The 25,475-nt window shown below is 66.8% G+C and carries 25 protein-coding genes; 20 read left to right on the top strand and 5 right to left on the bottom strand.

Going from position 1 to position 25,475, the window contains the following annotated elements:
- Window positions 1–200: 200 nt before the first annotated feature.
- Window positions 201–2,108, top strand: a complete 1,908-nt coding sequence (locus tag ACFOPH_RS11275; protein WP_379735300.1) for a hybrid sensor histidine kinase/response regulator — start codon at window positions 201–203, stop codon at window positions 2,106–2,108.
- A 223-nt stretch (window positions 2,109–2,331) separates the two neighbouring features.
- Here ACFOPH_RS11275 and ACFOPH_RS11270 read toward each other — a convergent pair whose 3' ends face one another.
- On the bottom strand, window positions 2,332–3,516 hold the full coding sequence (locus ACFOPH_RS11270) for an esterase/lipase family protein (protein WP_379735298.1): 1,185 nt from the start codon (window positions 3,514–3,516) through the stop codon (window positions 2,332–2,334).
- A gap of 156 nt (window positions 3,517–3,672) precedes the next feature.
- Window positions 3,673–4,956, bottom strand: a complete 1,284-nt coding sequence (locus ACFOPH_RS11265) for a dienelactone hydrolase family protein (protein WP_379735296.1) — start codon at window positions 4,954–4,956, stop codon at window positions 3,673–3,675.
- Window positions 4,957–5,288: 332 nt separating this feature from the next.
- Between ACFOPH_RS11265 and ACFOPH_RS11260 the strand changes: the two genes are divergently transcribed.
- From ACFOPH_RS11260 to lpxD, 5 genes are all read left to right on the top strand, one after another.
- Window positions 5,289–7,658 carry a hybrid sensor histidine kinase/response regulator gene (locus tag ACFOPH_RS11260; protein WP_379735294.1) on the top strand — a complete coding sequence of 790 codons (2,370 nt, stop codon included), beginning with the start codon at window positions 5,289–5,291 and terminating at the stop codon, window positions 7,656–7,658.
- 96 nt (window positions 7,659–7,754) lie between these two features.
- Window positions 7,755–8,330: an NADPH-dependent FMN reductase gene (locus tag ACFOPH_RS11255; RefSeq protein WP_379735292.1), complete on the top strand. Its 576-nt coding sequence runs from the start codon at window positions 7,755–7,757 to the stop codon at window positions 8,328–8,330.
- A 62-nt stretch (window positions 8,331–8,392) separates the two neighbouring features.
- On the top strand, window positions 8,393–9,028 hold the full coding sequence (locus tag ACFOPH_RS11250) for a tRNA-uridine aminocarboxypropyltransferase (RefSeq protein ID WP_312550504.1): 636 nt from the start codon (window positions 8,393–8,395) through the stop codon (window positions 9,026–9,028).
- 40 nt (window positions 9,029–9,068) lie between these two features.
- Window positions 9,069–10,244 carry a PA0069 family radical SAM protein gene (locus tag ACFOPH_RS11245; RefSeq protein WP_379735290.1) on the top strand — a complete coding sequence of 392 codons (1,176 nt, stop codon included), beginning with the start codon at window positions 9,069–9,071 and terminating at the stop codon, window positions 10,242–10,244.
- Window positions 10,245–10,359: 115 nt separating this feature from the next.
- Window positions 10,360–11,424: a UDP-3-O-(3-hydroxymyristoyl)glucosamine N-acyltransferase gene (gene lpxD / locus ACFOPH_RS11240; protein ID WP_379735288.1), complete on the top strand. Its 1,065-nt coding sequence runs from the start codon at window positions 10,360–10,362 to the stop codon at window positions 11,422–11,424.
- A 186-nt stretch (window positions 11,425–11,610) separates the two neighbouring features.
- On the opposite strand, the gene ACFOPH_RS11235 is transcribed toward lpxD, so the two are convergent.
- Both ACFOPH_RS11235 and ACFOPH_RS11230 read right to left on the bottom strand, forming a co-directional pair.
- Complete coding sequence (locus tag ACFOPH_RS11235; protein ID WP_312550507.1) at window positions 11,611–12,180, bottom strand: gamma-glutamylcyclotransferase; 570 nt, start codon at window positions 12,178–12,180, stop codon at window positions 11,611–11,613.
- Window positions 12,181–12,252: 72 nt separating this feature from the next.
- Window positions 12,253–13,167: a LysR family transcriptional regulator gene (locus tag ACFOPH_RS11230; protein WP_312550508.1), complete on the bottom strand. Its 915-nt coding sequence runs from the start codon at window positions 13,165–13,167 to the stop codon at window positions 12,253–12,255.
- A gap of 96 nt (window positions 13,168–13,263) precedes the next feature.
- Here ACFOPH_RS11230 and ACFOPH_RS11225 point away from each other — a divergent pair, with 96 nt between their 5' ends.
- Together ACFOPH_RS11225 and maiA are read left to right on the top strand one after the other, a co-directional pair.
- The gene (locus ACFOPH_RS11225) at window positions 13,264–14,289 is read left to right on the top strand and encodes a fumarylacetoacetate hydrolase family protein (RefSeq protein WP_312550509.1); all 1,026 of its coding nucleotides are present in this window, start codon (window positions 13,264–13,266) and stop codon (window positions 14,287–14,289) included.
- Window positions 14,286–14,930 carry a maleylacetoacetate isomerase gene (maiA, locus tag ACFOPH_RS11220; protein WP_379735285.1) on the top strand — a complete coding sequence of 215 codons (645 nt, stop codon included), beginning with the start codon at window positions 14,286–14,288 and terminating at the stop codon, window positions 14,928–14,930. Before ACFOPH_RS11225 ends, maiA begins: the two co-directional genes overlap by 4 nt.
- A 120-nt stretch (window positions 14,931–15,050) precedes the next feature.
- Here maiA and ACFOPH_RS11215 read toward each other — a convergent pair whose 3' ends face one another.
- Window positions 15,051–15,494, bottom strand: coding sequence for a CBS domain-containing protein (locus ACFOPH_RS11215; protein ID WP_379735283.1), 444 nt, complete (start codon window positions 15,492–15,494; stop codon window positions 15,051–15,053).
- Window positions 15,495–15,671: 177 nt separating this feature from the next.
- Between ACFOPH_RS11215 and ACFOPH_RS11210 the strand changes: the two genes are divergently transcribed.
- From ACFOPH_RS11210 to ACFOPH_RS11155, 12 genes are all read left to right on the top strand, one after another.
- Complete coding sequence (locus ACFOPH_RS11210) at window positions 15,672–16,442, top strand: uracil-DNA glycosylase (protein ID WP_312550512.1); 771 nt, start codon at window positions 15,672–15,674, stop codon at window positions 16,440–16,442.
- Window positions 16,443–16,816: 374 nt separating this feature from the next.
- On the top strand, window positions 16,817–17,296 hold the full coding sequence (gene iscR, locus ACFOPH_RS11205; RefSeq protein WP_312550526.1) for a Fe-S cluster assembly transcriptional regulator IscR: 480 nt from the start codon (window positions 16,817–16,819) through the stop codon (window positions 17,294–17,296).
- Between the two features lie 24 nt (window positions 17,297–17,320).
- Window positions 17,321–18,577 (top strand): IscS subfamily cysteine desulfurase, encoded by a 1,257-nt coding sequence (locus ACFOPH_RS11200; RefSeq protein ID WP_312550513.1) that lies wholly within the window; start codon window positions 17,321–17,323, stop codon window positions 18,575–18,577.
- A gap of 29 nt (window positions 18,578–18,606) precedes the next feature.
- The gene (iscU, locus tag ACFOPH_RS11195) at window positions 18,607–18,993 is read left to right on the top strand and encodes a Fe-S cluster assembly scaffold IscU (RefSeq protein ID WP_312550514.1); all 387 of its coding nucleotides are present in this window, start codon (window positions 18,607–18,609) and stop codon (window positions 18,991–18,993) included.
- Window positions 18,994–19,018: 25 nt separating this feature from the next.
- Window positions 19,019–19,342 (top strand): iron-sulfur cluster assembly protein IscA, encoded by a 324-nt coding sequence (gene iscA / locus ACFOPH_RS11190; protein ID WP_312550515.1) that lies wholly within the window; start codon window positions 19,019–19,021, stop codon window positions 19,340–19,342.
- 5 nt (window positions 19,343–19,347) lie between these two features.
- Entirely contained in the window at window positions 19,348–19,863 is a 516-nt protein-coding gene (gene hscB, locus ACFOPH_RS11185) for a Fe-S protein assembly co-chaperone HscB (RefSeq protein ID WP_312550516.1), read from the top strand.
- A gap of 254 nt (window positions 19,864–20,117) precedes the next feature.
- Window positions 20,118–22,007, top strand: a complete 1,890-nt coding sequence (gene hscA / locus ACFOPH_RS11180; RefSeq protein WP_379735280.1) for a Fe-S protein assembly chaperone HscA — start codon at window positions 20,118–20,120, stop codon at window positions 22,005–22,007.
- A gap of 234 nt (window positions 22,008–22,241) precedes the next feature.
- On the top strand, window positions 22,242–22,583 hold the full coding sequence (gene fdx / locus ACFOPH_RS11175; RefSeq protein ID WP_312550518.1) for an ISC system 2Fe-2S type ferredoxin: 342 nt from the start codon (window positions 22,242–22,244) through the stop codon (window positions 22,581–22,583).
- Window positions 22,584–22,594: 11 nt separating this feature from the next.
- Window positions 22,595–22,789, top strand: a complete 195-nt coding sequence (gene iscX, locus ACFOPH_RS11170) for a Fe-S cluster assembly protein IscX (RefSeq protein WP_312550519.1) — start codon at window positions 22,595–22,597, stop codon at window positions 22,787–22,789.
- Window positions 22,776–23,690, top strand: coding sequence for a class I SAM-dependent methyltransferase (locus ACFOPH_RS11165; RefSeq protein WP_379735277.1), 915 nt, complete (start codon window positions 22,776–22,778; stop codon window positions 23,688–23,690). Before iscX ends, ACFOPH_RS11165 begins: the two co-directional genes overlap by 14 nt.
- Window positions 23,691–23,695: 5 nt before the next feature.
- Complete coding sequence (ltaE, locus tag ACFOPH_RS11160; RefSeq protein WP_379735275.1) at window positions 23,696–24,724, top strand: low-specificity L-threonine aldolase; 1,029 nt, start codon at window positions 23,696–23,698, stop codon at window positions 24,722–24,724.
- Window positions 24,724–25,455 carry an rRNA pseudouridine synthase gene (locus ACFOPH_RS11155; protein ID WP_379735273.1) on the top strand — a complete coding sequence of 244 codons (732 nt, stop codon included), beginning with the start codon at window positions 24,724–24,726 and terminating at the stop codon, window positions 25,453–25,455. Before ltaE ends, ACFOPH_RS11155 begins: the two co-directional genes overlap by 1 nt.
- The last annotated feature ends 20 nt before the right edge of the window (window positions 25,456–25,475 follow it).

Here is a 25,475-nt window from a genome sequence, read left to right as displayed (position 1 = left end):
AAAGCCAAGCCTGGATGTAAGGCAATGCCCTGTCATTACGCCGCGAAACCGACATTGGCACGGACAGCAATGATTTCGAGACAAATCGTGCTTGACGCCGGTGGGTGCCGGGCTGCGCAGGGATGATTTGCGCGTGGCAGGATTGCAGATATTGGAGTTATCATAAGATGTTTCCCTCACCGCAGGCGCGCCATCCGCCCATGAACAAGAGAATTCACGTCAAGCAGGACCTGACCGAAGAACAGCGCTTCCAGTACCTGATCTCGGGCATCCGGGATTATGCGATCTACATGCTCGACCCGGAAGGCCACGTCAGCAGCTGGAACAGCGGCGCACGCCGCTTCAAGGGCTACGAGGCGCCCGAGATCCTGGGGGAACATTTTTCGCGCTTTTACACGCCCGAGGACCGCGCCAGCGGCCTGCCGGCGCGTGCCCTGGCCACCGCGCTGGCGGAGGGTAAATACGAGGCTGAAGGCTGGCGCGTGCGCCAGGACGGCACCCGTTTCTGGGCCAGCGTCATCATCGACCCGATCCACGACGAGCACGGCAACCTGCTCGGCTACGCCAAGATCACGCGCGACATCACCGAACGCAAGAAAGCCCAGGACGCGCTGCGCGCCAGCGAGGAACGCTTCCGCCTGCTGGTGCAGGGCGTGTCCGACTATGCAATCTACATGCTGTCGCCGGAAGGCGTGGTCAGCAACTGGAACGGCGGCGCCGAACGCATCAAGGGCTACTCCGAGCAGGAGATCGTCGGCCAGCACTTTTCCAGCTTCTACACGCCCGAGGACCGCGAAAGCGGCCTGCCGGCGCGCGCGCTCGGCACCGCGCTCAGGGAAGGGCGCTACGAGGCCGAAGGCTGGCGCATGCGCAAGGACGGCACCCGTTTCTGGGCCCACGTCATCATCGACGCCATCCACGACGAGGAGGGCGAGCTGATCGGCTTTGCCAAGGTCACGCGCGACCTGACCGAGAAGAAGGCCGCGGCCGACGCCCTGGCCGAAGCCAACGCGGCGCTGTTCCAGGCGCAGAAGATGGAATCGATCGGCCAGCTCACCGGCGGCATCGCCCACGACTTCAACAACCTGCTGTCGGTGCTGGCCAGCGGCCTCGAGGTATTGACGCTGCGTAGCGGCGGCGGGGCCGACGCCAAGACCCTCGACAGCATGCGCCGCGCGATCGACCGCGGCGCCACGCTCACCCAGCAGTTGCTCGCCTTCGCGCGCCAGCAGCCGCTGCAGCCGGAAACCCACAGCGTCAACCGGCTGATCTCGGGCTTCGAGTCGGTATTGCGGCGCGCGGTCAACGCCGCGATCGATTTCGAGGTGCACCTGGCGCCGGAGATCCGCGCCACCGTCATCGACAGCGCCCGCTTCGAGTCGGCCCTGCTGAACCTGGTGGTGAATGCGCGCGACGCCATGCCCGAGGGCGGGCGCCTGTGCATCGATACCGGGAACGTGGAGCTGGCCGAACGCGAAGTCAACGGCCTGGCCCCCGGCGCCTACGTCAAGGTGACGGTGGCCGACACCGGCACCGGCATGTCGCCCGAGACCGCGGAGCGCGCCTTCGAGCCCTTCTACACCACCAAGGAGGTGGGCAAGGGCACCGGCCTCGGCCTGTCCCAGGTCTACGGCTTCATCAAGCAGTCCGGCGGCGAGGTGAAGATCCGCACCGCACCGGGCGAGGGCACGTCGATCTCGATCTACCTGCCGGCCGCGCCTGGCCAGGACCTGCCGGCCCAGCAGGAAATTACCGAGACGGTGCTGATCGTCGAGGACGAGCCGGACCTGTTGGACGTCGCCTCGGCGCTCTACATCAGCATGGGCTACCAGGTCCTGACCGCCTCCAGCGGCCAGGAAGCACTGGCGCTCCTGCAGAGCCGCGACATCGACATCCTGTTCACCGACGTCATCATGCCGCACGGGATGAACGGCGTCGAGCTGGCGGCTTATACGCGCAAGCATTATCCGGATGTGAAGATCATCCTGGCCTCGGGCTATCCGCTGCCGGCCCTGAAGCTCGAGCACGCCAACCTGAGCGACTTCGCCTTCGTCAACAAGCCCTACCGCCTGTCGGACCTGGCGCGCGCGCTGCGTTCGGCGGCATGACAGGGTAGAGGGCGATCAGTTCGGGGTGGGAGTGCGGCCGTCGTCGTGCGCTGCGCGACGCGGTGCGTTCATTCAAGCGTTCGACCGCGTGGACACGGGTGTCCACCCTACAACGGCTACAACCATAAGGTTTTGCGCCCGGCTTTTCGTAGGGTGGACACCTGTGTCCACGCGCTACGGCGGTTGATCCGAGCCAAACCTTGCGCCGCGAAGCGCCGGGCAATCACAAGCCAAAAATGATATCGCTGATCCGCTCGTAGATCGGATCCGCCGACGGCCCCTTGTTTGGCCAGTTCAGGATATCGAAGTGGTCGTACCCCCGGTAATTCCCGAGAAAATTCCAGGTGCCGCGCACCGGCGTGCCGTCGAACTCGCGCACCGGGTGGCCGGCCGGCGCACGCATGCTGGCCGTGTTCACCACGCCGTCGTTGGCGAACCATTCGCTGTCGACGCGTACCCGCCCCGGCGCGCTTTGCGTGTAGCCGCCCATGCCGTGCTGGCGCACCGAGGGCACGATCCATTCGCCGGCATAGGTCTTGAAATAGGGGATCATGTCGACGCGCGGGTACTGGTGGTTCGAGCTCTGGATCGGGGCGATCGCGCGGTCGGTGCCGTTGCAGCACCAGGCGCCGGCCTCGGTCGCCAGGGTGCCGACCGAAAAGTAGTAGACGTGGGGCGAGGTGCGCGCCCACAGGTTGAAGTCGCGTGCGCCGTCCGGCGCCAGTTCCCAGCGCTGGAAATCGGCCTCGATCAGGTCGCGCAGCGGCGAGCGCAGCTGGGGCAGGATGTCGAGCACGGCGTCGCGCAGCGTGGTGCCGTTGTGCGGCGCCGAGAGGGTGGTCACGCTGCGCACCCAGCCGGTCTTGCCGCCCTGGTAGAGCTCGCCGTCTCCCTTGCCGGGCGCGCCGTGTTCGAGCAGCTCGACCAGGGCGCGGAGCGTGGTGCCGCCCTGGCTGTGGCCGATGAAGTGGAGCGGGTGCGCGGCATCCCAGGCCGGGTAGAGCGCCAGCGGATAGCCCTGCGGGTTGTTGGTGGGGTCGGCGGCCCAGCATTTCCCGAAGGGCTTCTGTTCCTGCCCGGGCAGCGGCGTGCGCGAGTGATTCAGGCCATAGTCGACGCAGCTGCCCTTGATCTGCGCGTAGAGCTCGGCGGCGCGGTCCCAGTTCGAGCTGATCGCGCCGACGGTGGCGGTGAACACCGTGCGCGGCCCCTTGTAGAGCCGCAGGTGGCCGGCGATGTCGTGGTAACCGCCCCAGTACAGGTAGCCGCTGGTGGGGAAGGCTTCGGGTCCGAAGCCGAGGAAGCCGTGCACCAGCACCACCGGATCGTTGTTGGCGGCGCGCGCCGGCCCCGCCGGCAGCAGGGCCAGCGCCAGCATGGCGAAGAGGATCCGGGTGAAGCACCGCATGAATGGCTCCGAATGGTGGTGTGCCCCATTTTCCGGGCTCGACCGCGGGACGGGTTTGCGCCATGTCGCGTGTGCTGCGTGTAAACGCATCCGGCGCACCACAAGGGTGCGCCGGCGGCTTGACTGTACAAATTACTGGATGAAATAAACGGCGAGTTATTCTGCCGGCGCCGCTGCAGGCTGGGCCGCCGGCTGGGGCGTCGGCACCGTGCTGCCCACCGCGCCCGGCGCGTTCGGATCGGCCGGGGCGGCGATCGAGGCCGTCATCGAGGCCTTCTCGGCAGCATCGAGGCGCTCGCCGTTCCACACCACATAGTCGTCGACCGAGTACAGCTTGCAGGGCTCGGTGCTCTTGGCCGAGCAGGTCGCCAGGGCGCGCGCTTCCGGCGCTTCGCCTTCCTCGGCCCAGGTCCAGGCGCCGCTCGGCGACACCGCGAACGCGCGCGGCGTCATCTTGGTCAGGTAGTCGGCATAGGCGCGGCGTCCGTTCTCCGACAGGAAGGGCACGGCCTCGATATCGTCGAGCTGGGCGTAGTTGGTGCGCGCCGGGGTCGGCGGTGGCGGCACGTTGTAGACCACCTCGGTCGGCATGCCGATCTGGCGCAGGAAGCGCATGGTGTCGTCGAGCCAGATTTTCTCGCCGTCGCGGCTGGCCAGCATGCCGTGGGCGTCGCGCTTGAACGAGGGGAACTCGACCAGGCGCGCCTTGCCGCCCGCCTGCTGGAAGGCTTCGTGCATGCGGTTCGCCAGGTCCGGGCCGAACAGCGAATCGTTCTCGCCGTACATCCACAGGCTCGGGATCTTGTTGTTCGCGCCGTACTCGGCGAAGGCCGAGACCAGGGCCGAGCGCCAGCCGCAGCCGGCGCTGTCGTCGCGCAGGCCGCCGGCGAAGTTGATCAGGCCGCGCACGCCGCGCAGCTGCTCGGTGCCGAGCGCCATCGTGGCCAGGCCGCCGTAGGACTGGCCGGCGACGATCACATGCTCGGCGTCGACCCAGCTCTGGGTGCGGGCGTAGTCGATTGCCGCACGGATGTCCTCGGCCTGCAGGTAGCCGTTGGCGGTCATGTCGCAGCCGCGGTCGCGGTAGCGGCCGGTCGAATTGGCGAAACCCTGGCGCATCGGCACCATCACGGCGTAGCCGCGTTTCACGAAGGCGGCGGCCATGTAGTAGAAGCGGTCGCGCGGCTGGGCGCTCGGGCTGCCCGGATCCTTGCCGTGATTGATGACGAGCAGCGGGAAGGGGCCGGGGCCGTTCGGACGGAACACGGTGGTCTCGAGCATGGCGCGGCCGTCGCGGCCGGCCGGCACCTGCACGACCCGTTCGTTCATGCGGTAGTCGAGCTGGAGCTCCTGTTCGATCGCCAGGCCTGGCAACATGGCGAGGCTGGCGAGGAGGACGGTGGCGATGCGGCGGACGGCTGCTGGGCGAACTTGGAACATGGGCGACTCTGGAAAGTGTCTGCCGGTGCGACAGATTGCTTGGCGGAATAAGTTGATTCTAGGCAGGCCGATGGCCTAGGGCAATATCCGATTGGGCAATTCCAGAGCTAAATTTTCGCGTGTGGCAAAGATGCTTACATAGATCAATAGCGAACGTTTACAAGCTTGCCCGAAGAGCAAGGAAATAAGTGAACAGGCGAACAAGGTTGCCTCTTGTATAATCGCCCGGTGAGCCGGCGCGCTGCCGGCTTCTCGTTGCCGGTCAGGCGCAGGACCCCGGCAGTGTCATCGTCGTTTCATGCTGTATGCCGGCCCAGGAGGACCCGACCACAATGCGTTTCCGGAACCGGCTGCTGATCCTTGTCGTTACCCTCCTGGTCCCCTCGTTCATCGGCGCTGCGCTGGCGGTCGCCTATGTCTACGAGGAACAACAAAAGGACCAGGAGCGCAACATTGCCGAGACCGGCCGGGCTTTTGCCCTGCTGATCGACAACGAGATGCGCCACCACGAAGGCATCCTGCGCACGCTGGCGGCCTCGCCGGCGCTGGCCAGCGGCGATCATGCCGAGTTCCACGAGCATGCACGCCGTGCTGCCGAGGGCGTCGACGCGGTGGCGGTCCTGTATGGCCTGGACGGCAAGTCGTTGCTGAACACCAATCGCCCACTGGGAATGCCCCTGAGCGGGCGCGATCCCTCGAACTTGCCGGCGCTGATGCAGCGCCTGGGCGGCGAACAGACCCTGATCTCGGACCTGTTCTTCTTGCCGCGGCTGCAGCGTTACGACTTCATGATGCAGGTGCCGGTCGTGGTCGACGGCAAGACCCGCTACCACCTGGTGCTGGGCATCCACGTCGGCATCCTGCAGCGCCTGGTACAGCGCCAGCAGTTCCCGGCCACCTGGAGCGTCAACGTGACCGACCGCAACGGCCGTATCGCGGCCCGCTCGCGCGACCCCGGGCATTACGTCGGCATGCTGTTGCGCGAGCAGACGCGCCGGCACCTGGCCGCCACGACCCGGAATTTTTTCTTTGACAGCAAGACCCTGGAGGGCGTCCCGGTGCGCACCCTGGCCAGCACGGTACCGAATTCCCAGTGGCGGGTCCTGATCAGCATTCCGAACGCCGAGGTCCGGCGCGTGCCGCTCGAGGCCGCGGCATTGCTGGCGGCGATGATGGCGCTGCTGCTGGTGCTGGCGGTGGCCGTCGGACGCTGGTTTGCCCGCCGCGCGGTGGCGCCGGTCGAATACCTGGGCCGTTGCGCCGACCGCCTGGCCGACGGCGAGGAGATTCCGTATCGCCCCTACGGGCTGGAGGAAGTCGATACCGTGGCCTGGCGCATGGTCGAGGCCAGCAAGCAGATCCGGCGCTCGAAGCGCGAGCTCGAGCACCGTGTCAACGAGGCGATCCTGGCGACCGAGCAGGCGCAGGGCGCGCTGCTGCGCGGCCAGAAGCTCGAGTCGCTGGGGCGCCTGACGGCCGGCATCGCGCACGAGTTCAACAACCTGCTGCAGACCCTGACCACGGCCCTGCAACTGGCGGCGATGCAGGCCAGGGAGCCGAACCTGCAGCGCCTGATCGAGACCTGCAGGCGCACCGTCGCGCGCGCCACCACGCTGACCGGCCAGCTCGGCTCCTTCGGCCGGGTGCAGGAGGGGCGGCTGGTGACGGTCGATGCCAACGCCCAGCTTGCCAGCGCGCTGAACCTGATCCGCGGCGCGGTCGGCGACAAGGTCCGGATCGAGACCGCGTTCGAGGCCGGCCTGTGGCCGGTCACGGTCGAGCCGCTGCAGTTCGACCTGGCGCTGCTGAACCTCGCGATCAATGCGCGCGACGCGATGCCGGCCGGGGGCACGCTGCGCATCGCGGCGCGCAAGGCCGAGCAGGCGTCCCCGCCGGGCCTGGCGCCGGGCGACTATGTGCACCTGACGGTGTCCGACGAGGGCGCCGGCATGACCCAGGAAGTGCTGGCGCGCGCCCTCGATCCGTTTTTCACCACCAAGCCGACGGGGCAGGGCACCGGACTGGGATTGGCCCAGGCCTATGCCTTCGCCACCCAGGCGCAGGGCACGCTGACCCTGCACAGCACGCCCGGCAAGGGAACCCGCGTGCACATCTACCTGCCGCGCGCCGACGAATCGGCGGCGGACGATGCGGCCCCTGCGGCGGCGCACGGCGCCGTCCGGCCGGCCGAGACGTCCGGCGTGCCGGCGGCTGCGCCGGGCGCCGCGCCGGGCACCGATGCGGATACCGCGTCGGCTACCGCGCCGGCTACCGTGTCGGATGCCATGACGCCTGCCCCGCCGCTTGCCGTACCCGACAGCGCGCCGGACGGCGCCGCGCCCGGCGCCGGCGCCACCGTCCTGTTCGTCGAGGACGACGCGCTGGTGCGCGAAGCGGTGGTCGAGGGCTTGCGTGCCGCCGGCTTCACGGTGCGCGTCGCCGTCAATGGCGAGGAGGCGCGCGCGCTGCTCGAGCGCGGCGCGGCCGTGGATATCGTGTTTTCCGACATCGTCATGCCGGGCAGCATCAGCGGCATCGACCTGGCGGCGCTGGTACGCGAACGCTGGCCGGCGTTGCCGGTCGTGCTCGCCACCGGCTACACCGAACGCCGTGTCTCGATCCCCGACGTGAAGATCCTCGCCAAGCCCTACGACCTCGAACAGGTGATCGGCCTGCTGGGACGTCTTACCGGGCGCAGATAAGCAGGCATTTTTGTTCCCTTGCAACGCGGCGCGCCCGCCTCGGGCAACTTACTAGAATGGGCGCGGGAGTGTTCCCTGGCTTGCGAGGAGGCGATCATGATCAAGGTGGCGGTTATCGTTGGCAGCACCCGTCCCGGGCGCAAGGCGCTGGACGTGGCGCGCTGGGTGATGGAGACGGCGGGCAAGCGCAGCGATGCGCAATACGAGCTGGTCGACATCGAGGATTTCAAGCTGCCCCTGCTCGACGAGCCGGTGCCGCCTTCGATGGGCCAGTACTCGCAACCGCACACCCTCGCCTGGGCGGCGAAGATCGCCGAGTTCGACGGCTTCGTGTTCGTCACGCCCGAGTACAACCACGGCACCTCGGGCGCACTGAAGAACGCGATCGACTTCCTGTACAAGGAATGGAACAACAAGGCCGCGGGCTTCGTCGGCTACGGCAGCGCCGGCGGCGCCCGCGCCATCGAGAGCCTGCGCCTGGTGATGGGCGAACTGATGGTGGCCGACGTGCGCGCCCAGGTGATGCTGTCGCTGTTCACCGACTTCGAGAATTTCGCCACCTTCAAGCCGGCCGCCCACCAGGCGAAGTCGGTCGACGCCATGCTCGACCAGGTGGTGGCCTGGAGCGGCGCGCTGGCGGCGCTGCGCCAGCAACAGGGCCAGCCTGCGTAAGCGGGCGGGCGGCGGGAGCCGCCCCCGGGCTGCTACAATCGGCGCCTTTTGCCCGAGCGCCGATGAGCCAGCCCCCAAGTTCCCGCCGCGCCACCTGCGCCGCCTGCCTGCGCGCGCGACCGGCCTGCATTTGCCGCTGGGTGCGCCCGGTGGGATCGCCGGCCGCCTTGCTGATCCTGCAGCACCCGCTCGAAGTGGCCAACGCCAAGAACAGCGCGCGCCTGCTGCACCTGAGCGTGGCCGGCAGCGTGCTCGAGGTAGGCGAGACCTTCGAACCGGCGCGCCTCGACGCGCTGCTGCATGCGGACGGGCGCACTCCCGTGCTGCTCTACCCGGAGACGCCCGCGAACAGCCAGTCGTCCGCGAACAGCCAGTCGCCGGCGCCGGCCCCTTTGCCCGCGCCGGAGGAAATTCGCCTGGTCGTGCTCGATGCAACGTGGCGTAAAAGCCGCAAGATGCTGTACCTGAACCCGGCCCTGCAGCAGCTGCCACGCCTGGCGCTGCGCGACATGCCGGCCTCGCACTACCGTATCCGCAAGGCGCATGCGCCCGACCAGCTGTCCACCCTGGAGGCCAGCGCTTACGCCCTGGCCCAGCTCGGGGGCGACGGCGCGCCCTATGCACCGTTGTTCGCGGCCTTCGACGGTTTCGTCGAACAACAGGCAGCGTTCGTGCCGCGCTTGAATTGCAGGGAATAGCAGCGTACCATACTGTGTAAATATACAGTACAGGTGCCGCATGGCCGATCGCGAACGAACAATTGACCGGGAATACAGCGCCGAGCAGATCGTGCTCGCGCCAGCGCCTGCCGCCACGAAAGGGCGTGGCGCCGTCTCCAACATCCAGGGCCGTTACGACGTCAACGGCCGCGAACGCTTCGATGACGGCTGGGCCGTAGTGGAAGAGGGCGGCGCGCCGGCACCGTTCAAGACCGTCGTGACCGACGAGGTGGCAAAGTCCATCCTCTCGCGCAACAGCTCGCCCGACATCCCGTTCAATGTTTCGCTCAATCCCTACCGCGGCTGCGAGCACGGGTGCATCTACTGCTTTGCGCGGCCGAGCCACAGCTACCTCGGTCTCTCGCCCGGCCTGGACTTCGAGAGCCGCATCTTCGCCAAGGTCAACGCGGCCGAGCTGCTGCGGCGCGAGCTCGCCAGCCCATCCTACAAGCCCGAGCACATCGCCATCGGCGTCAACACCGACGCCTATCAACCCTGCGAGCGCGAACGCCGCATCACGCGCCAGGTGCTCGAAGTGCTGCACGAATGCCGGCACCCGGTCGGGCTCGTCACCAAGTCCTCGCTGATCGAGCGCGACATCGACCTGCTGGCGCCGATGGCGGCCAATGCCCAGGCCTGTGCGGCGATCACCCTCACCACGCTCGACTCGGAAATTTCGCGCACCCTCGAACCGCGCGCGCCCACGCCGGCGCGGCGCCTGCGCACCATCCGCACCCTGACCGACGCCGGCATACCGGTGAGCGTGAGCGTGGCGCCGATCATCCCCTTCGTCACCGAACCGGAAATCGAGAAGATCCTGGAAGCGGCGCGCGACGCCGGCGCGGTCAGCGCCCATTACGTGGTGCTGCGCCTGCCCTGGGAAGTAAATCCGCTGTTCCAGGAGTGGCTGGAAGCGCACTTCCCGGAACGCGCCCAGCGTGTGATGAACCGCGTGCGCGACCTGCGCGGCGGCAAGGACTACGACAGCGACTTCGGCCGCCGCATGCATGGCGAGGGCATCTGGGCCGACCTGATCCGCCAGCGCTTCGACAAGACCGTCGAGCGCCTCGGCCTGGGGGCGTTGCGCGGGCGCTTCGAGCGGCTCGACACGTCGCAGTTCCGGCGGCCGCTGGTGGTGCCGGCGTCGAACGGCAGGCAAAAGGGCAAGGCCAGCGCGCAGATGGACTTGTTCTGAACTTGTAGTGTTCCACGTTTGATCCAGGTTGGCGCACCTCGCCGTTGCTGGAACCGCTCTTCAGGCCCGCTTGTCCAAATGGACATACCGACAGCGCCATGCGAGGAGAGCCGCGATGAGAGGGGAGAGCAAGGGAATCCGACTAGCCGAGCTGGTCGAGCGTTTCGGCGGCCAACTGGAGGGCGACGCGGACATCGAAGTCATGGCCATCGCGCCGCTGGACCGTGCCGGCGCTTCCGACATCAGTTTTCTCAGCAACAGCAAGCTGCGCACCCTGGCCGCGCAGAGCCATGCGGCGGCGCTGGTGCTGTCGCCTGCCGATGCGCCGGAAGTCGCGGCCACCTACGAGGGCGCGCGCATCGTGAGCCCCAATCCCTATGCCTGGTATGCACGTGCGGCGCAGTACTTTGTTTCCCAGCGTGAAGCGCCGCCGGCCCCGGGCGTGCATCCGACGGCCCTGGTGCACGCCAGCGCGCAGGTCGACCCGACGGCCCATATCGGCGCCTACGTCACGGTCGAGGCGGGCGCGGTCGTCAAGGCCGGCGTGGTGATCGGTCCCGGATGCTACGTCGGCCGCGAAGCGGTGCTCGGCGAGGGCACGCAACTCTTCCCCAACGTCACCTTCCACGCGCGCTGCATCATGGGCGCGCGCGGGATCGTCCACTCCGGGGCCGTGATCGGCGGCGACGGCTTCGGTTTCGCGGTCGACGGCGGCGCCTACATCAAGATTCCGCAGACCGGGCGCGTGGTGATGGGCGACGACGTCGACATCGGCTGCAACACCACGGTCGACCGCGGCGCGCTGGACGACACCGTGATCGAGGACGGCGTCAAGCTCGACAACCAGATCCAGATCGGCCACAACTGCCACATCGGCGCCCACACGGCCATGGCCGGCTGCGTCGGCGTGGCCGGCAGCGCCAACATCGGCAAGCACTGCACCTTCGGTGGCGCGGCCATGATCAACGGCCACATCGAGATCGTCGACAACGTCCACATCACCGGCGCGACCATGGTGCCGAACTCGATCAGGGAGCCCGGACGCTATACCGGCTACGTCCCCGCGTCCAGAAACGCGGACTGGGAGCGCAATGCGGTCCTCGCGCGTAACCTGACGACGATGCGCGACAAGATCAAGGCGCTCGAGAAGGCGATCAAGGCGCTGACTGCGGAAAAGTGAGGACGTGAAAGGAGCGCTGCGTTGCAGACCCGAGAAAATGCCTTGCGCAAGCGCGGCCGCTGTGCGGCAAGGCTGCGGGAGGGATAGCCTGATGGGCGCTGCGCCGTCCGTCAACGCGCCCTGATACCGCGCCCTAATACCGCGCCCTAACACCGCGCCCTCATACCGCTATGGTGCAAGCACAGATCAGTGCTCCGCCAGCTCCACCAGGTGACGCTCGATCTCGAACACGTGCGGATCGTTCTTGCCCAGCTCGCGCAGGGCCTTGGCCAGCTCCAGCAGGTATTCGCTGTTCGGGCCGCTCGGTCCGCGCGCCTCGGCGATCTGGCGGGCGATCGCGCGCTCGCTGGCCGGGCCGAGGAAGGCCGCGTTCTCGTGGGTCGCAATGTAGACCAGGCCAAGGGCGCTGCTGCCGTCCTCGAAGCCGATCTCGGTTGCCAGGCGCAGGTAGCCGTTCTTTTCGCGGTGGTCGAGGTGGGCGAATTCCTCGGGCGTGACGAGGTAGGCCATGCCATGGCACACCGCCCCGGGCTCGGGCACCAGGGTGACGACCCGGCCCGGCGCGGTTTCCGTGCCGCGGTGGTCGTGCGAGCCCTGCCAGAAGCGGCGGCTCCAGCCCGTGATGTGCGCCGGGCGGCGTTCGAGGAAGGGGAAGTCGGCCTTGTAGATCAGCGAACCGTAGCCGAACAGCCAGACGCTGGCGTGGCTGTCGAACCTGTCCATGCGCTGGTTGATGGCGATGGTGTTGTGGGACATGATGCGGTGCCGGGAAGGGAAAAAGCGATCGCTCGATTCTAGCGCAGCTGCCCGATGGCGGCAGGCAAGGACTCAGGCGCCGTCCACCCGCCGACGTTTCGACGCAACATAGGGAAACAGGAAATCGATGAAGCTTTCCGCCGCCGGCGACAGTGAACGTCCGGCGCGCGTATAGACGAAGAAGCGGCGCGTGAGCATGGGCTCCTCGAGCGGACGCATGTGCAGCCGGTAGAGGCGCGCCAGCGGTTCGGCATAGGGCAGGCAGACCGTGACGCCGAGCCCCGCGCTGACCATCGCCAGGGCCGTGGTCATGAAGTTCACCTCGTTCGCAGGCTTCAGGGGCAGCTCGCGCAGCAGCGCGTGCATGTCGGCCAGCAGCCGTTCGGTGAACTGGCCTTGCAGGGCGATGAAGGGGAAGCGCGTGACGTCCTGCCAGGTGACGCGCTCGGCCGCTTCCAGCGGATGGCCGGGTGGAAAAACCAGGGCGAAAGGCATCTCGAACAATTGCCTGGCCTCCAGCAGCGGGGTCGGCTCGCGCTCGGGCCCGATGCCGATGTCCGACTCTCCCGACAGCACGCGCGCGATCACGCTGTCCACCTCGCTGTCGGCCAGGCGCACCTCGATGTCCGGCAAGCCGGCGCGATAGGCCGCGATCGCTTCGGGCAGCAAGGTGCAGCACATCAGTTGCGGCGCCGCAATGCGAACGATGCCTTTTCGCAACTGTGTGTGATCCGCGACGTTCGCCAGCGCACCGTCGAGATCGTCGATCATCTGGCTAAATAGCGGATACAGTTCGCGCCCGATGTCGGTCAGGGTGATTTTGCGCGTCGAGCGGTCGACCACGCGCGCGCCCAGGGTCTGCTCGAGTTCCTTGATCAAGCCGGACAGGGCCGACTGCGTGACGTGCAGGCTTTGCGCCGCCAGCGTAAAGTTACCGGTCTTGGCGACCGCCACGAAGGCACGCATCTGGCGCAGGGTAGGATTCATAAGATAATCCGATAAATGGGTCGGAAAATATTGATTGTATGATAGTCCGTTTTCATCTTTAATGGCGGCAACAACGCAACAACAAAGGAAAACGCCATGAAACTCGCCACCCTCAAAAGCGGCGGCCGCGACGGCACGCTGGTCGTCGTCAGCCGCGATCTCGTCACCTGCCAGGCGGTCCCGACGATCGCGCGCACGCTGCAGGGCGCGCTCGACGACTGGGACCAGGTCGCGCCGCGCCTGCAGGCCGTCTACGACCAGCTCAACGCCGGCACCGCCGACGAGGCCGAGTCCTTCATCGAATCCGCATGCCATTCGCCGCTGCCGCGCGCCTACCAGTGGTGCGACGGCTCGGCCTACATCAACCACGTCGAGCTGGTGCGCAAGGCGCGCAACGCCGAGGTGCCGGCCTCCTTCTACACCGACCCGCTGATGTACCAGGGCGGCTCGGACCGCTTCATCGGTCCCTGCGACCCGATCGCCGTGATGTCGGAAGACTGGGGCGTCGACCTGGAAGCGGAAGTGGCGGTCGTGACCGGCGACGTGCCGATGGGCGCCAGCCTCGAGCAGGCGGCGAGCGCGATCCGCCTGGTCATGCTGGTCAACGACGTTTCGCTGCGCAACCTGATCCCGAACGAACTGGCCAAGGGCTTCGGCTTCTACCAGTCGAAGCCGGCCAGCGCCTTCTCGCCGGTGGCCGTCACGCCGGACGAGCTGGGCGACGCCTGGCGCGACAGCAAGCTGCACCTGCCGCTGCGGGTCACCCTGAACGACCAGCTGTTCGGCAAGCCGAACGCCGGCGAAGACATGACCTTCAGCTTCGCCCAGCTGGTCGCGCACGCCGCGAAAACGCGCGAACTGGGCGCGGGCAGCATCGTCGGTTCGGGCACGGTCTCGAACAAGCAGGGCAACCTGCACGGCTCGAGCATCGCCAACGGCGGCGTCGGCTACTGCTGCCTGGCCGAGGTGCGGATGTACGAAACCATCGAACACGGTGCGCCGAAGACGCCGTTCCTGCGCTTCGGCGACAGCGTGCGCATCGAGATGCTGGATGTTACCGGCGCGAGCATTTTCGGCGCCATCGATCACGAAGTCGCGCATTACCACGGGAGGAAGGAATGAAGCTCTACACCTATTTCCGCAGTTCGGCAGCCTACCGGGTGCGGATCGCGCTGAACCTGAAAGGCCTGAACTACGAAGCGGTGCCGGTGCACCTGCTCAAGGGCGGCGGCGAGCAGCGCCAGGAGGAATACCGCAAGATCAACCCGAGCGGCCTGGTGCCGGCCTTCCAGGACGAGCGCATCACCCTGACCCAGTCGATGGCGATCATCGAATACCTCGACGAGCGCTTCCCGGCCGTGCCCCTGATGCCGCACGACGCCCCGGGCCGCGCCCGCGTGCGCGAGCTGGCCCAGATCATCGCCTGCGACATCCACCCGCTGAACAACCTGCGCGTGCTGCGCCACCTGGTCCAGGAGCTGAAGCTGAGCGAGGAAGCCAAGACCGAGTGGATCCAGCACTGGATCCGCGAAGGCCTCAGTGGCCTGGAAGCCCACCTGGCGCGCGATCCGGCGGCCGGCCCGTTCTGCCACGGCGGCTCGCCGACCATGGCCGACTGCTTCCTGGTGCCCCAGGTGTTCAACGCCCAGCGTTTCGGGATCGACATCAAGGCCTACCCGAACATCGCGCGCATCGACGCCCACTGCGCCGAAGTGCCGGCCTTCGCCGCCGCCCACCCGTCGAAGCAGCCGGACGCGGAATAAGCATCACCGCCGATCATCCGCCAGGCATGCGCTGCCCACGCGGTGATCGCCGGCGCGGGCAAAACCACGCCCCGCGCCGGCACCCACCGCCGCGCTGCCCACGCGGCGATCCGCAGGTCCTCAATGCCGGGTCGACCGATCCGGCTCCGACGGCGTCGAGATCTCGTCCAGCGTCCGGTCGATCTGGGCCGAATGCTTGGTCGCCATGTCCCCCAGCGAGACGATGCCGACGACCTCCTGCGAGTCCTCGTCGATCACCGGCACGCGGCGGATCTGCACGTCGCCCATCTGTCCCAGCACCTCGTCGACCGTCTGGCGCGTGGTGCAGGTGCGCACGTCGGTGCTCATCACGTCGCCGACGCGGGTGGAGCCGGGCGCCTGGCCGGCGGCGACCGACCGCACCGTGATGTCGCGGTCGGTGATCATGCCGACCAGCTTGCCGCCGTCGAGCACGGGAATCGCGCCCACGTTCAGCTCGTCCATCATCTGCGCGGCGCGCTGCACCGTTTCCTGCGGCGAAATGGTTTCCACGTCGCGCGTCATCACATCCTGGATCGTTTGCATGGGTACACTCCTTGTCGAGGTGGGCGGAAGGTCCGCGGGAGGCATGGATCATGCCGCGAATCGCGCAAGGGGCACGCCAGATTGAAGCGCGGAATCGTCCCCGCTGCGTCCCCGCTGCGCGGCCGCGCGCCATCCTTGCCTGCGCTACAATCCGCTTCTTTTTTCCGCCGCCACGCCATGACCGATACGACCATCCCCGCCGCCATCCTCGCTGCCCTGGACCTCGCCGATCCCTCCTGGCGGCCGCACCTGCTGCGCGGCCTGGAAGCGGTCGCGCGCGCCAATCCCGGCTACCTGCCGGCGCTGGCGGTCGACACCTATCTGCCGACCGAAAACCGCCTGTTCGCGGCCTTCGCCCAGCCTTTGGACCAGGTGCGCTACGTGCTGGTGGGCGAGGGACCTTACCCGCGCGCCGAGAGCGCGACCGGGGTCTGCTTCATGGATGGCGCCGTGGGCGAGCTGTGGAGCGACAGCGGCCTGTCGAAGCCGGTCAACCGCGCCACTTCGCTGCGCAACTTCATGAAGATGCTGCTGGTGGCGGACGGGCAGTTGCAGGTCGATGCAACAGGCGGGGCGGCGATGGCGCCGGTGGCCGCCGCGGCGCTCGCGAACGGGGCGATCGGCACGCTGGCCGAGCTGCAGCGGAACCTGGAAGGCGAGGGTTTCCTGCTGCTGAATGCGTCGCTGGTGTTCCGTTCGCATGTCAAGCCGGTGATCGATGCGCGGGCCTGGCTGCCTTTCCTGCAAGTGGTGCTGGCGGTGCTGTCCGAGCGGCCAGTGCCGCCGACGCTGGTGCTGTGGGGAAAGATCGCCGAGGAGTTGCGCAAGTTGCCGGAGACGGCGAAGTTTCCGCAGGCGGTAGCGGAGCATCCTTATAACCTGAGCTTCATCGGGCACCAGGGGATGCGGGAACTGTTCGGGCCGATGCAGTTGTTGCGCAAGCGGTGAATGAGGGAGTCGGCGCGGTTTCGCATGGCAGGCGGCGCGTATCGCCGCGTGGGCAGCGCATGCAATGCGCATAGTCGCCGGATTCCGGTGGAGCTGCCCACCCTACGGGTATCGGACAGGCGTAGGGTGGGCGGCTTCGCCGCCCACGCGTCGAACGTTGCTGGATGCTCCGCAACACAGGTTCCTGCACCGACGGACAACACCCTGAAACCGCCCGGGCGGTTTTGGGGGCTTCCAAGACAAGCCCCCCGGAATTTGCTATACTTGACTAAATCGTTCAACTAATCCGGTTTTTATCCGCTGCCATCCACAAGATGCTGTGGAAGCTGTAATTAGTGAACAAGAGCAATATTTTAACATTAACCGGGGTTATGATGCGTCTGACCACCAAAGGCCGTTTTGCTGTTACTGCGATGATCGATCTTGCCATGCGTCAAGGCAATGGTCCCGTCACGCTGTCGGGCATCAGCCAGCGCCAGGCCATTTCGCTGTCCTACCTGGAGCAGCTGTTCGGCAAGCTGCGCCGTCACGAGATCGTCGAGTCGATCCGCGGCCCGGGTGGCGGTTACAGCCTGGCTCGCCCGGCCGAAAAAGTGACGGTGGCCGACATCATCATCGCGGTCGACGAGCCGCTCGATGCGACCCAGTGCGGCGGCAAGGAAAACTGCCACGGCGCCGACGCCGCCAGCGGCACCCGTTGCATGACCCATGAGCTGTGGACCACGCTCAATGCCAAGATGGTCGACTACCTGGACTCGGTTTCCCTGCAAGACCTGGTCGACCAGCAAAAGCAGAAAGAACAAAACGTCGTGGTGGTGCACCGCACCGCCGCTGCCACCGTTGGACAAAACTGAAGCAAAGCAAACTGGAGTGAACTGATGAACGCGCCTTTGGACAAAAAAATCGAGCAGAGCTTCGTGACTGCGCCGCATTTCCCGATCTACATGGATTACTCGGCAACCACGCCGATCGATCCTCGCGTCGCCGACAAGATGATTCCCTACCTGCGCGAGCAGTTCGGCAATCCGGCTTCGCGCAGCCACATGTACGGCTGGAGCGCGGAAGCGGCGGTCGAGGAAGCGCGCGCCCACGTGGCGGCCCTGGTCGGCGCCGATCCGCGCGAGATCATCTGGACCTCCGGCGCGACCGAGTCGAACAACCTGGCCCTGAAGGGTGCCGCCAACTTCTACAAGACGAAGGGCAAGCACATCATCACCGTCAAGACCGAGCACAAGGCGGTGCTGGACACCGTGCGCGAACTCGAGCGCCAGGGTTTCGAAGCAACCTACCTGGAGCCGCAGGACAATGGCCTGATCACCATCGCCCAGCTGGAAGCGGCGATCCGTCCGGACACCATCCTGGTCTCGGTGATGCTGGTGAATAACGAGATCGGCGTGATCCAGCCGATCGACGCGATCGGCGAACTGTGCCGCTCGAAGGGCATCATCTTCCACTGCGACGCCGCGCAGGCGACCGGCAAGGTCCAGATCGACCTGGAAAAGACCAAGTGCGACCTGATGACCTTCACCGCGCACAAGACCTATGGCCCGAAAGGCGTCGGCGCCCTGTACGTGCGCCGCAAGCCGCGCGTGCGCCTGGAAGCGCAGATGCACGGTGGCGGCCACGAGCGCGGCCTGCGTTCGGGCACGCTGCCGACCCACCAGATCGTCGGCATGGGCGAAGCTTTCCGCATCGCCAAGGAAGAGATGGACAGCGAGCTCGAGCGCGTGAAGGCGCTGCGCGACCGCCTGGCGAAGGGCCTGATGGAAATCGAAGAGGTCTACGTCAACGGCGACATGGAACACCGCGTGCCGCACAACCTGAACGTCTCGTTCAACTACGTCGAGGGCGAGTCGCTGATCATGGCGATCAAGGACATCGCCGTGTCCTCGGGTTCGGCCTGCACCTCGGCCTCGCTGGAGCCGTCCTACGTGCTGCGCGCCCTGGGCCGCAGCGACGAACTGGCGCACAGCTCGATCCGCTTCACCATCGGCCGCTTCACGACCGAGGAAGACATCGATTTCGCGGTCAACCTGCTGAAGTCGAAGGTCGGCAAACTGCGCGAACTGTCGCCGCTGTGGGACATGTTCAAGGAAGGCATTGATCTCAATTCGATCCAGTGGGCAGCCCACTAATTACTTAAGAGAATTCTAGGAGCACTACCATGGCATATTCGGACAAAGTACTGGACCACTACGAAAACCCGCGCAACGTCGGCGCCTTCGGCAAGGACGACGAATCGGTCGGCACCGGCATGGTCGGCGCCCCGGCCTGCGGCGACGTGATGAAGCTGCAGATCAAGGTCAACGAGCAGGGCCTGATCGAGGACGCGAAGTTCAAGACCTACGGCTGCGGCTCGGCGATCGCCTCGAGCTCGCTGGTGACCGAGTGGGTCAAGGGCAAGACCCTGGACCAGGCGCTGGCGATCAAGAACACCCAGATCGCGGAAGAACTGGCGCTGCCGCCGGTGAAGATCCACTGCTCGATCCTGGCCGAAGACGCGATCAAGGCCGCCGTCGCGGACTACAAGACCAAGCACCCGAGCGCGTAAGACGAAACCAAGCTGGAGGAACCACATGGCAATCACACTCACCGAAAAAGCTGCGAAGCACGTGAACCGCTACCTCGAGCGCCGGGGCAAGGGGATCGGCCTGCGCTTCGGTGTGCGCACGACCGGCTGCTCCGGCCTGGCCTACAAGCTCGAGTACGTCGACGAAGTGGCGGACGAAGATAACGTCTTCGAGTCGCACGGCGTGAAGGTCTTCGTCGACCCGAAGAGCCTGCCCTACATCGACGGCACCGAGCTCGATTTCGCCCGCGAGGGCCTGAACGAAGGCTTCCGCTTCAACAACCCGAACGTCAAGGACAATTGCGGTTGCGGCGAGAGCTTCCGGATCTGATAGGCATGCAGAACCATTTCGAGCTGTTCGGGCTGCCGGCCCGGTTTGAGGTCGACATGGCCGCCCTGGATACGGCCTACCGCGAGGTCCAGGGCCGCGTGCATCCGGACCGCTTCGTGAACGCCACCGATGCCGAGAAACGCGTCGCGATGCAGTGGGCGACCCGCGCCAACGAGGCCTACCAGACGTTGAGGAACCCGCAGAAGCGCGCGCAGTACCTGTGCGAACTGAACGGCGTCGACCTGCAGACCGAGTCGAACACGGCGATGCCGATGGCCTTCCTGATGCAGCAGATGGAATGGCGCGAGGCGCTGGGCGATGCCCGCGCCGCCAAGGACGCCGAGGCGCTGGACGAACTCGACGCCCAGGTGCGCGGCGAACGCAAGACCATGCTGGCTCAGGTCGGCAAGGAGCTCGACGCGGGGAACTACCAGAAGGCGGCCGAAGGCGTGCGCGCGCTGATGTTCCTCGATAAATTCGGCGACGAGGTACAGTACGCGTTCGAGGCGCTGGAGAGCTGATCGGTGGGCGGCCATGTGCCGCCCATGCGCACGATGGAGCTGCTTTTCGTAGGGTGGGCTCTCGAGCCCACGCGGTACGTCCTCCGATCTGCGATAGCGCCTGAACATGTCGCCAATCTCTCCCGGCTGCTGGTTTCGTGCGATGGTCCGTTTGCTCGACATGTGAGACAGCGTGGGCTCGAGAGCCCACCCTACGAAAACCGAACGTCCGCGTCCAGGTCAAGTCCCCAAGAACAACAACCAGGTAACACACAATGGCACTTTTGCAGATTTCCGAACCCGGCATGTCGACCGCACCGCACCAGCACCGGCTGGCGGTGGGCATCGACCTGGGCACCACCAACTCGCTCGTGGCGACCGTGCGTAGCGGCAGCCCCGAAGTGCTCAGCGACGAAGAGGGCCGCGCGCTGCTGCCGTCCATCGTGCGTTACCTCCCGAACGGCCATGCCCACATCGGCCACAAGGCGCGCGCCCACCAGACCACCGACCCGAAAAACACCGTGGTCTCGGTCAAGCGCTTCATGGGCCGCGGCCTGAAAGACATCGCCCACGCCGAGAACCTGCCTTACGATTTCGTGGACGCTCCGGGCATGGTCCAGATCAACACCGTCGGCGGCGTGAAAAGCCCGGTCGAGACCTCGGCCCAGATCCTGGCCACGCTGCGCCAGCGCGCCGAAGACTCGCTCGGCGACGAGCTGGTCGGCGCGGTCATCACCGTGCCCGCCTACTTCGACGACGCCCAGCGCCAGGCGACCAAGGACGCGGCCCAGCTGGCCGGCCTGAACGTGCTGCGCCTGCTGTCCGAACCGACCGCGGCCGCGATCGCCTACGGGCTCGATCACGCCAAGGAAGGCGTCTACGCGGTCTACGACCTGGGCGGCGGCACCTTCGACATCTCGATCCTGAAGCTGTCCAAGGGCGTCTTCGAAGTGCTGGCCACCGGCGGCGACTCGGCCCTGGGTGGCGACGACTTCGACCACCGCCTGTTCTGCTGGATCAACGAGCAGGCCAAGCTGGCGCCGCTGTCCGACGAAGACACCGCAACGCTGATGGTCAAGGCGCGCCAGGCCAAGGAACTGCTGTCGACCAACGACGAGACCACGATCGACGCCATCCTGAACTCGGGCGAGATCGTGCACGTGACGATCACCGCCGCCACCTTCGCCGAGATCACCAAGCACCTGGTCGCGAAGACCATGAACGCGATCCGCAAGGCCATGCGCGACGCCAACGTCAGCGTCGAGGACGTCGACGGCGTGGTGATGGTCGGCGGCGCGACCCGCATGCCGAGCGTGCGCCGCGCGGTCGGGGACTTCTTCCACACCATTCCGCACGCGAACATCGACCCGGACAAGGTGGTGGCCCTGGGCGCCGCCATCCAGGCCAACCTGTTGGCCGGCAACCGCGCCGAAGGCGACGACTGGCTGCTGCTCGACGTGACCCCGCTGTCGCTGGGCATCGAGACCATGGGCGGCCTGGTCGAGAAGATCATCCCGCGCAACTCGACCATCCCTTGCGCCCGCGCCCAGGAATTCACCACCTTCAAGGACGGTCAAACGGCCCTGGCGGTGCACGTGGTGCAGGGCGAGCGCGAGCTGGTGACGGATTGCCGTTCGCTGGCGCGCTTCGAGCTGCGCGGCATCCCGCCGATGGCGGCCGGCGCCGCGCGGATTCGCGTCACCTACCAGGTCGATGCCGATGGCCTGCTGTCGGTCTCGGCGCGCGAGACGCGCTCGGGCGTGGAAGCCTCGATCACGGTGAAACCGTCCTACGGCCTGGGCGACGACGAGGTCGCGCGCATGCTGCAGGATTCGTACAGCTCGGCCCAGGTCGACATGCAGATGCGCGCGCTGCGCGAAGAACAGGTCGAGGCCGAACGCATCCTGCTGGCCACGCAGTCGGCGCTCGATACCGATGCCGAGCTGCTGAGCGCGGACGAACAGGCGGCGGTGGCGAAGCTGGTGCAGGGCGTGCGCGATGCGATCGCGCAGTCGAACGACGCCGCGCTCGAGCCGGGCGCGCGCCAGAACGCGCTGCACGACGCGGTGCACGCGCTGGCCCACGGCACCGAGGAATTCGCCGCGCGCCGCATGGACAAGAGCGTGCGCAGCGCCCTGGCCGGCAAGTCGCTGGACGAGGTGTAAGCACTGCGCGAACGTGTGGGATGGATGGGCGGCCGACCGTAGGGTGGGCACCCCGTGCCCACGCGAACGCATGAGCCGCGTTGACGCTTTTCGAGCCGCCAACTCTGCGCAGCGTGAGCGTATGAAAGGGAGTTGCGTTAGCGCGTCGTTCCGCGTGGGCACGGAGTGCCCACCCTACGGAAGCGTCCACGGCTCCTCCCTAGAACAGTATAAACAATTTACGAGGTAACCCAAGTGCCACAAATCGTCATCCTGCCCCACCCGACGTTCTGCCCCGACGGCGCCGTCCTGGAAGCCCCGGCCGGCAAGTCCGTCTGCGACGTCCTGCTCGAGAACGACATCGAGATCGAACACGCCTGCGACCGCGTCTGCGCCTGCACCACCTGCCACGTGATCGTGCGCGAAGGCTTCGACTCGCTGAACGAGCCGGAAGAAAAAGAAGAAGACATGCTCGACAAGGCCTGGGGCCTGGAGCCGAACTCGCGCCTGTCCTGCCAGGCGATCATCGCCGAGGAAGACCTGGTCGTCGAGATCCCGAAGTACACCATCAACCACGCGGCTGAAAAAAGCCACTGACAGGATCCGTCATGAAGTGGACTGACGTATTGGCGATCGCCGAAGCACTCTACGAAAAGTACCCGGACGTCGATCCGACGACCGTGCGTTTCGTCGACCTGCACAACTGGGTCGTCGGCCTCGACGGCTTCGACGACGACCGCACCCGCGGCGGCGAGCGCGTACTGGAAGCCATTCAGGCGGCATGGATCGATGAAGCACGCTAAGCACACCAACACCAAGGCTCCGGTCGCGCAGGAACTGCCGCCGGAGGTTCGTCCAGGCCAGTCGATCGAGCTGCTCAAGGAACTGCACATCCTCACGCGCGATGGCAAGCTGAACCAGGATAGCCGCCGCAAGCTGAAGCAGGTCTACCACCTGTACAACTTCATCGAGCCGCTGCTGAACGATGTACGCGCGGAGAAGAACGGCGTCTCGCTGGTCGACCACGGGGCGGGCAAGTCCTACCTCGGCTTCATCCTGTACGACTTGTTCTTCAAATCGCTGGACGACGCCTCGCACATCTACGGCATCGAGACGCGCGAAGAACTGGTCGCCAAGTCGACCGAACTGGCGGCGCGCCTGGGCTTCGCGAACATGTCCTTCCTGCCGCTGTCCGTGGCCGAGTCGACCACCTCGAGCAAGCTGCCGCCGACTGTCGACATCGTCACCGCGCTCCACGCCTGCAACACCGCGACCGACGACGCCATCGATTTCGCGCTGAAGAAAAAGGCCAAGCGCATGGTGCTGGTGCCGTGCTGCCAGGCGGAAGTCGCATCGGTGCTGCGCAAGAACAAGGGCCGCGACCTGAAAAGCCCGCTCACCGAGATCTGGCGCCACCCGATCCACACCCGCGAATTCGGCAGCCAGGTAACGAATGTCTTGCGCTGCCTGCAGCTGGAAGCGCACGGCTACCAGGTGACCGTGACCGAACTGGTGGGCTGGGAGCACTCGATGAAGAACGAGCTGATCGTCGCCACCTACAAGAACCTGCCGCGCCGCCGCCCGTCCGAACGTTTGCAGGAAGTGCTGGCCACGCTCGGGCTCGAAGAGATGGGCCAGCGTTTCTATGCCTCGCAAGCGGAGTCCGCCGAGGCAGGTTCCGACGCCGTATCAACCCAAAACTGACACCCATGAGCGAACAACACTGGATCGACCTGCGCAGCGACACCGTCACCCAACCCTCGCAGGCCATGCGCGCGGCGATGGCCGCCGCGGAAGTCGGCGACGACGTCTATGGCGACGACCCGACCGTCAACCGCCTGCAGGACTACGCCGCCGATTTGTTCGGCTACGAAGCCGGCCTGTTCGCCCCCAGCGGCACGCAAACCAACCTGATCGCCCTGATGACCCACTGCGGCCGCGGCGACGAGTACCTGGTCGGCCAGGAAGCGCATACCTACAAGTACGAAGGCGGCGGCGCCGCGGTGCTGGGCTCGATCCAGCCGCAGCCGATCGCGAACCAGCCGGACGGCTCGATTCTGCTCTCCGACATCGAGGCCTACATCAAGCCCGACGACATGCACTTCGCGCGCACCCGCCTGCTGGCGCTGGAAAACACCATCGGCGGCCGCGTGCTGGGGCAGGACTACGTCGCGGCCGCCACCGCGCTGGCGCATGCGAAAGGCCTCGCCACCCACCTCGACGGCGCGCGCGTCTGCAACGCGGCCGTCAAGCAAGGCCTCAGCCTGCGCGAGGTGATGCAGGGTTTCGACACGGTGTCGGTCTGCCTGTCCAAGGGCCTGGGCGCGCCGGTCGGCTCGGTGCTGCTGGGGCCGAAGGGCTTTATCGAGCAGGGCAAGCGCTGGCGCAAGATGCTGGGCGGCGGCATGCGCCAGGCCGGCGTGATCGCGGCGGCCGCGCACTACGCGCTCGAGCACAACGTGCAGCGCCTCGCGCAGGATCACGAGAACGCGGCGACGCTGGCGCGCGGCCTGGGCGAGATCGACGCGCTGAGCGTGTCGGCCCCGCAGACCAACATCTTCTGGCTCGATGTGCCGGCCGCGGCCTGCGCGCCGCTGCGCAAGGCGCTGGCGGAGCAGGGCATCCGCGCCACGGTCGGTCCGCGCATGCGCATCGTGACCCACCTGGACGTGTCGGCCGCCGATGTCGCGCGTACGGTCGCGGCCTTTCAATCCTTCTTCAAAGACTGGCGCGCCTGATGACCGACGAAGGAATCCGCCTGGCCAAGCGCGTGGCCGAACTGGTGCCATGCTCGCGGGCCGAGGCCGAGCGCTACATCGCCGGCGGCTGGGTCAGCGTCGACGGCGTGGTGGTCGAGGATCCGGCCACGCGCGTCACCCCGTCGCGCCAGGTAGCCGTGCTGCCGGGCGCCAGGGCCGAGGAGCCGGCGCCGGTCACGATCCTGCTGCACAAGCCCTCGGGCGTGAATGCCGGCGTCGGCGCGCGCGGCGCGAACGCGCTCGACTGCGTCGCGGCCGAATCGCTGTTCGCCACCCACGGCGCGCCGCGTTTCCTGAAACGCCACCTGGCGCGCCTGACCCTGTGCACGCCGCTGGAAACCGATGCGACAGGCCTGGTCGTCTATACCCAGGACTTCCGCGTGGCGCGCAAGCTGGTCGACGATGCGAGCCGGGTCGAGTACGAATACGTGGCCGAGGTCGATGGCGGCATCCGTGATGGCGGCCTGGCCCTGCTGAACCACGGTCTGCACTTCGATGGCCGGCCGATCGCGCCGATGAAAGTCAGCTGGCAGAGCGAAGGCCGGCTGCGCTTCGCCGCCAAGGGCGTCAAGCCCGGCCAGATCGAGCACATGTGCGCCGAGGTGGGATTGACGCTGACCGACCTGAAGCGCCTGCGCGTGGGCCGCATCCCGATGGCCGGGCTGCCCGAGGGGCAGTGGCGCTACCTGGCCGAGTACGAACGGTTCTGAGCGCCCCATATCGTTACGGG

The sequence above is a fragment of the Massilia haematophila genome (genome assembly GCF_042647645.1).
Classification (GTDB): domain Bacteria; phylum Pseudomonadota; class Gammaproteobacteria; order Burkholderiales; family Burkholderiaceae_D; genus Telluria; species Telluria haematophila.
Note: the sequence above shows the minus strand (reverse complement) of the source record. Positions and strands in the feature narration are given on the sequence as shown.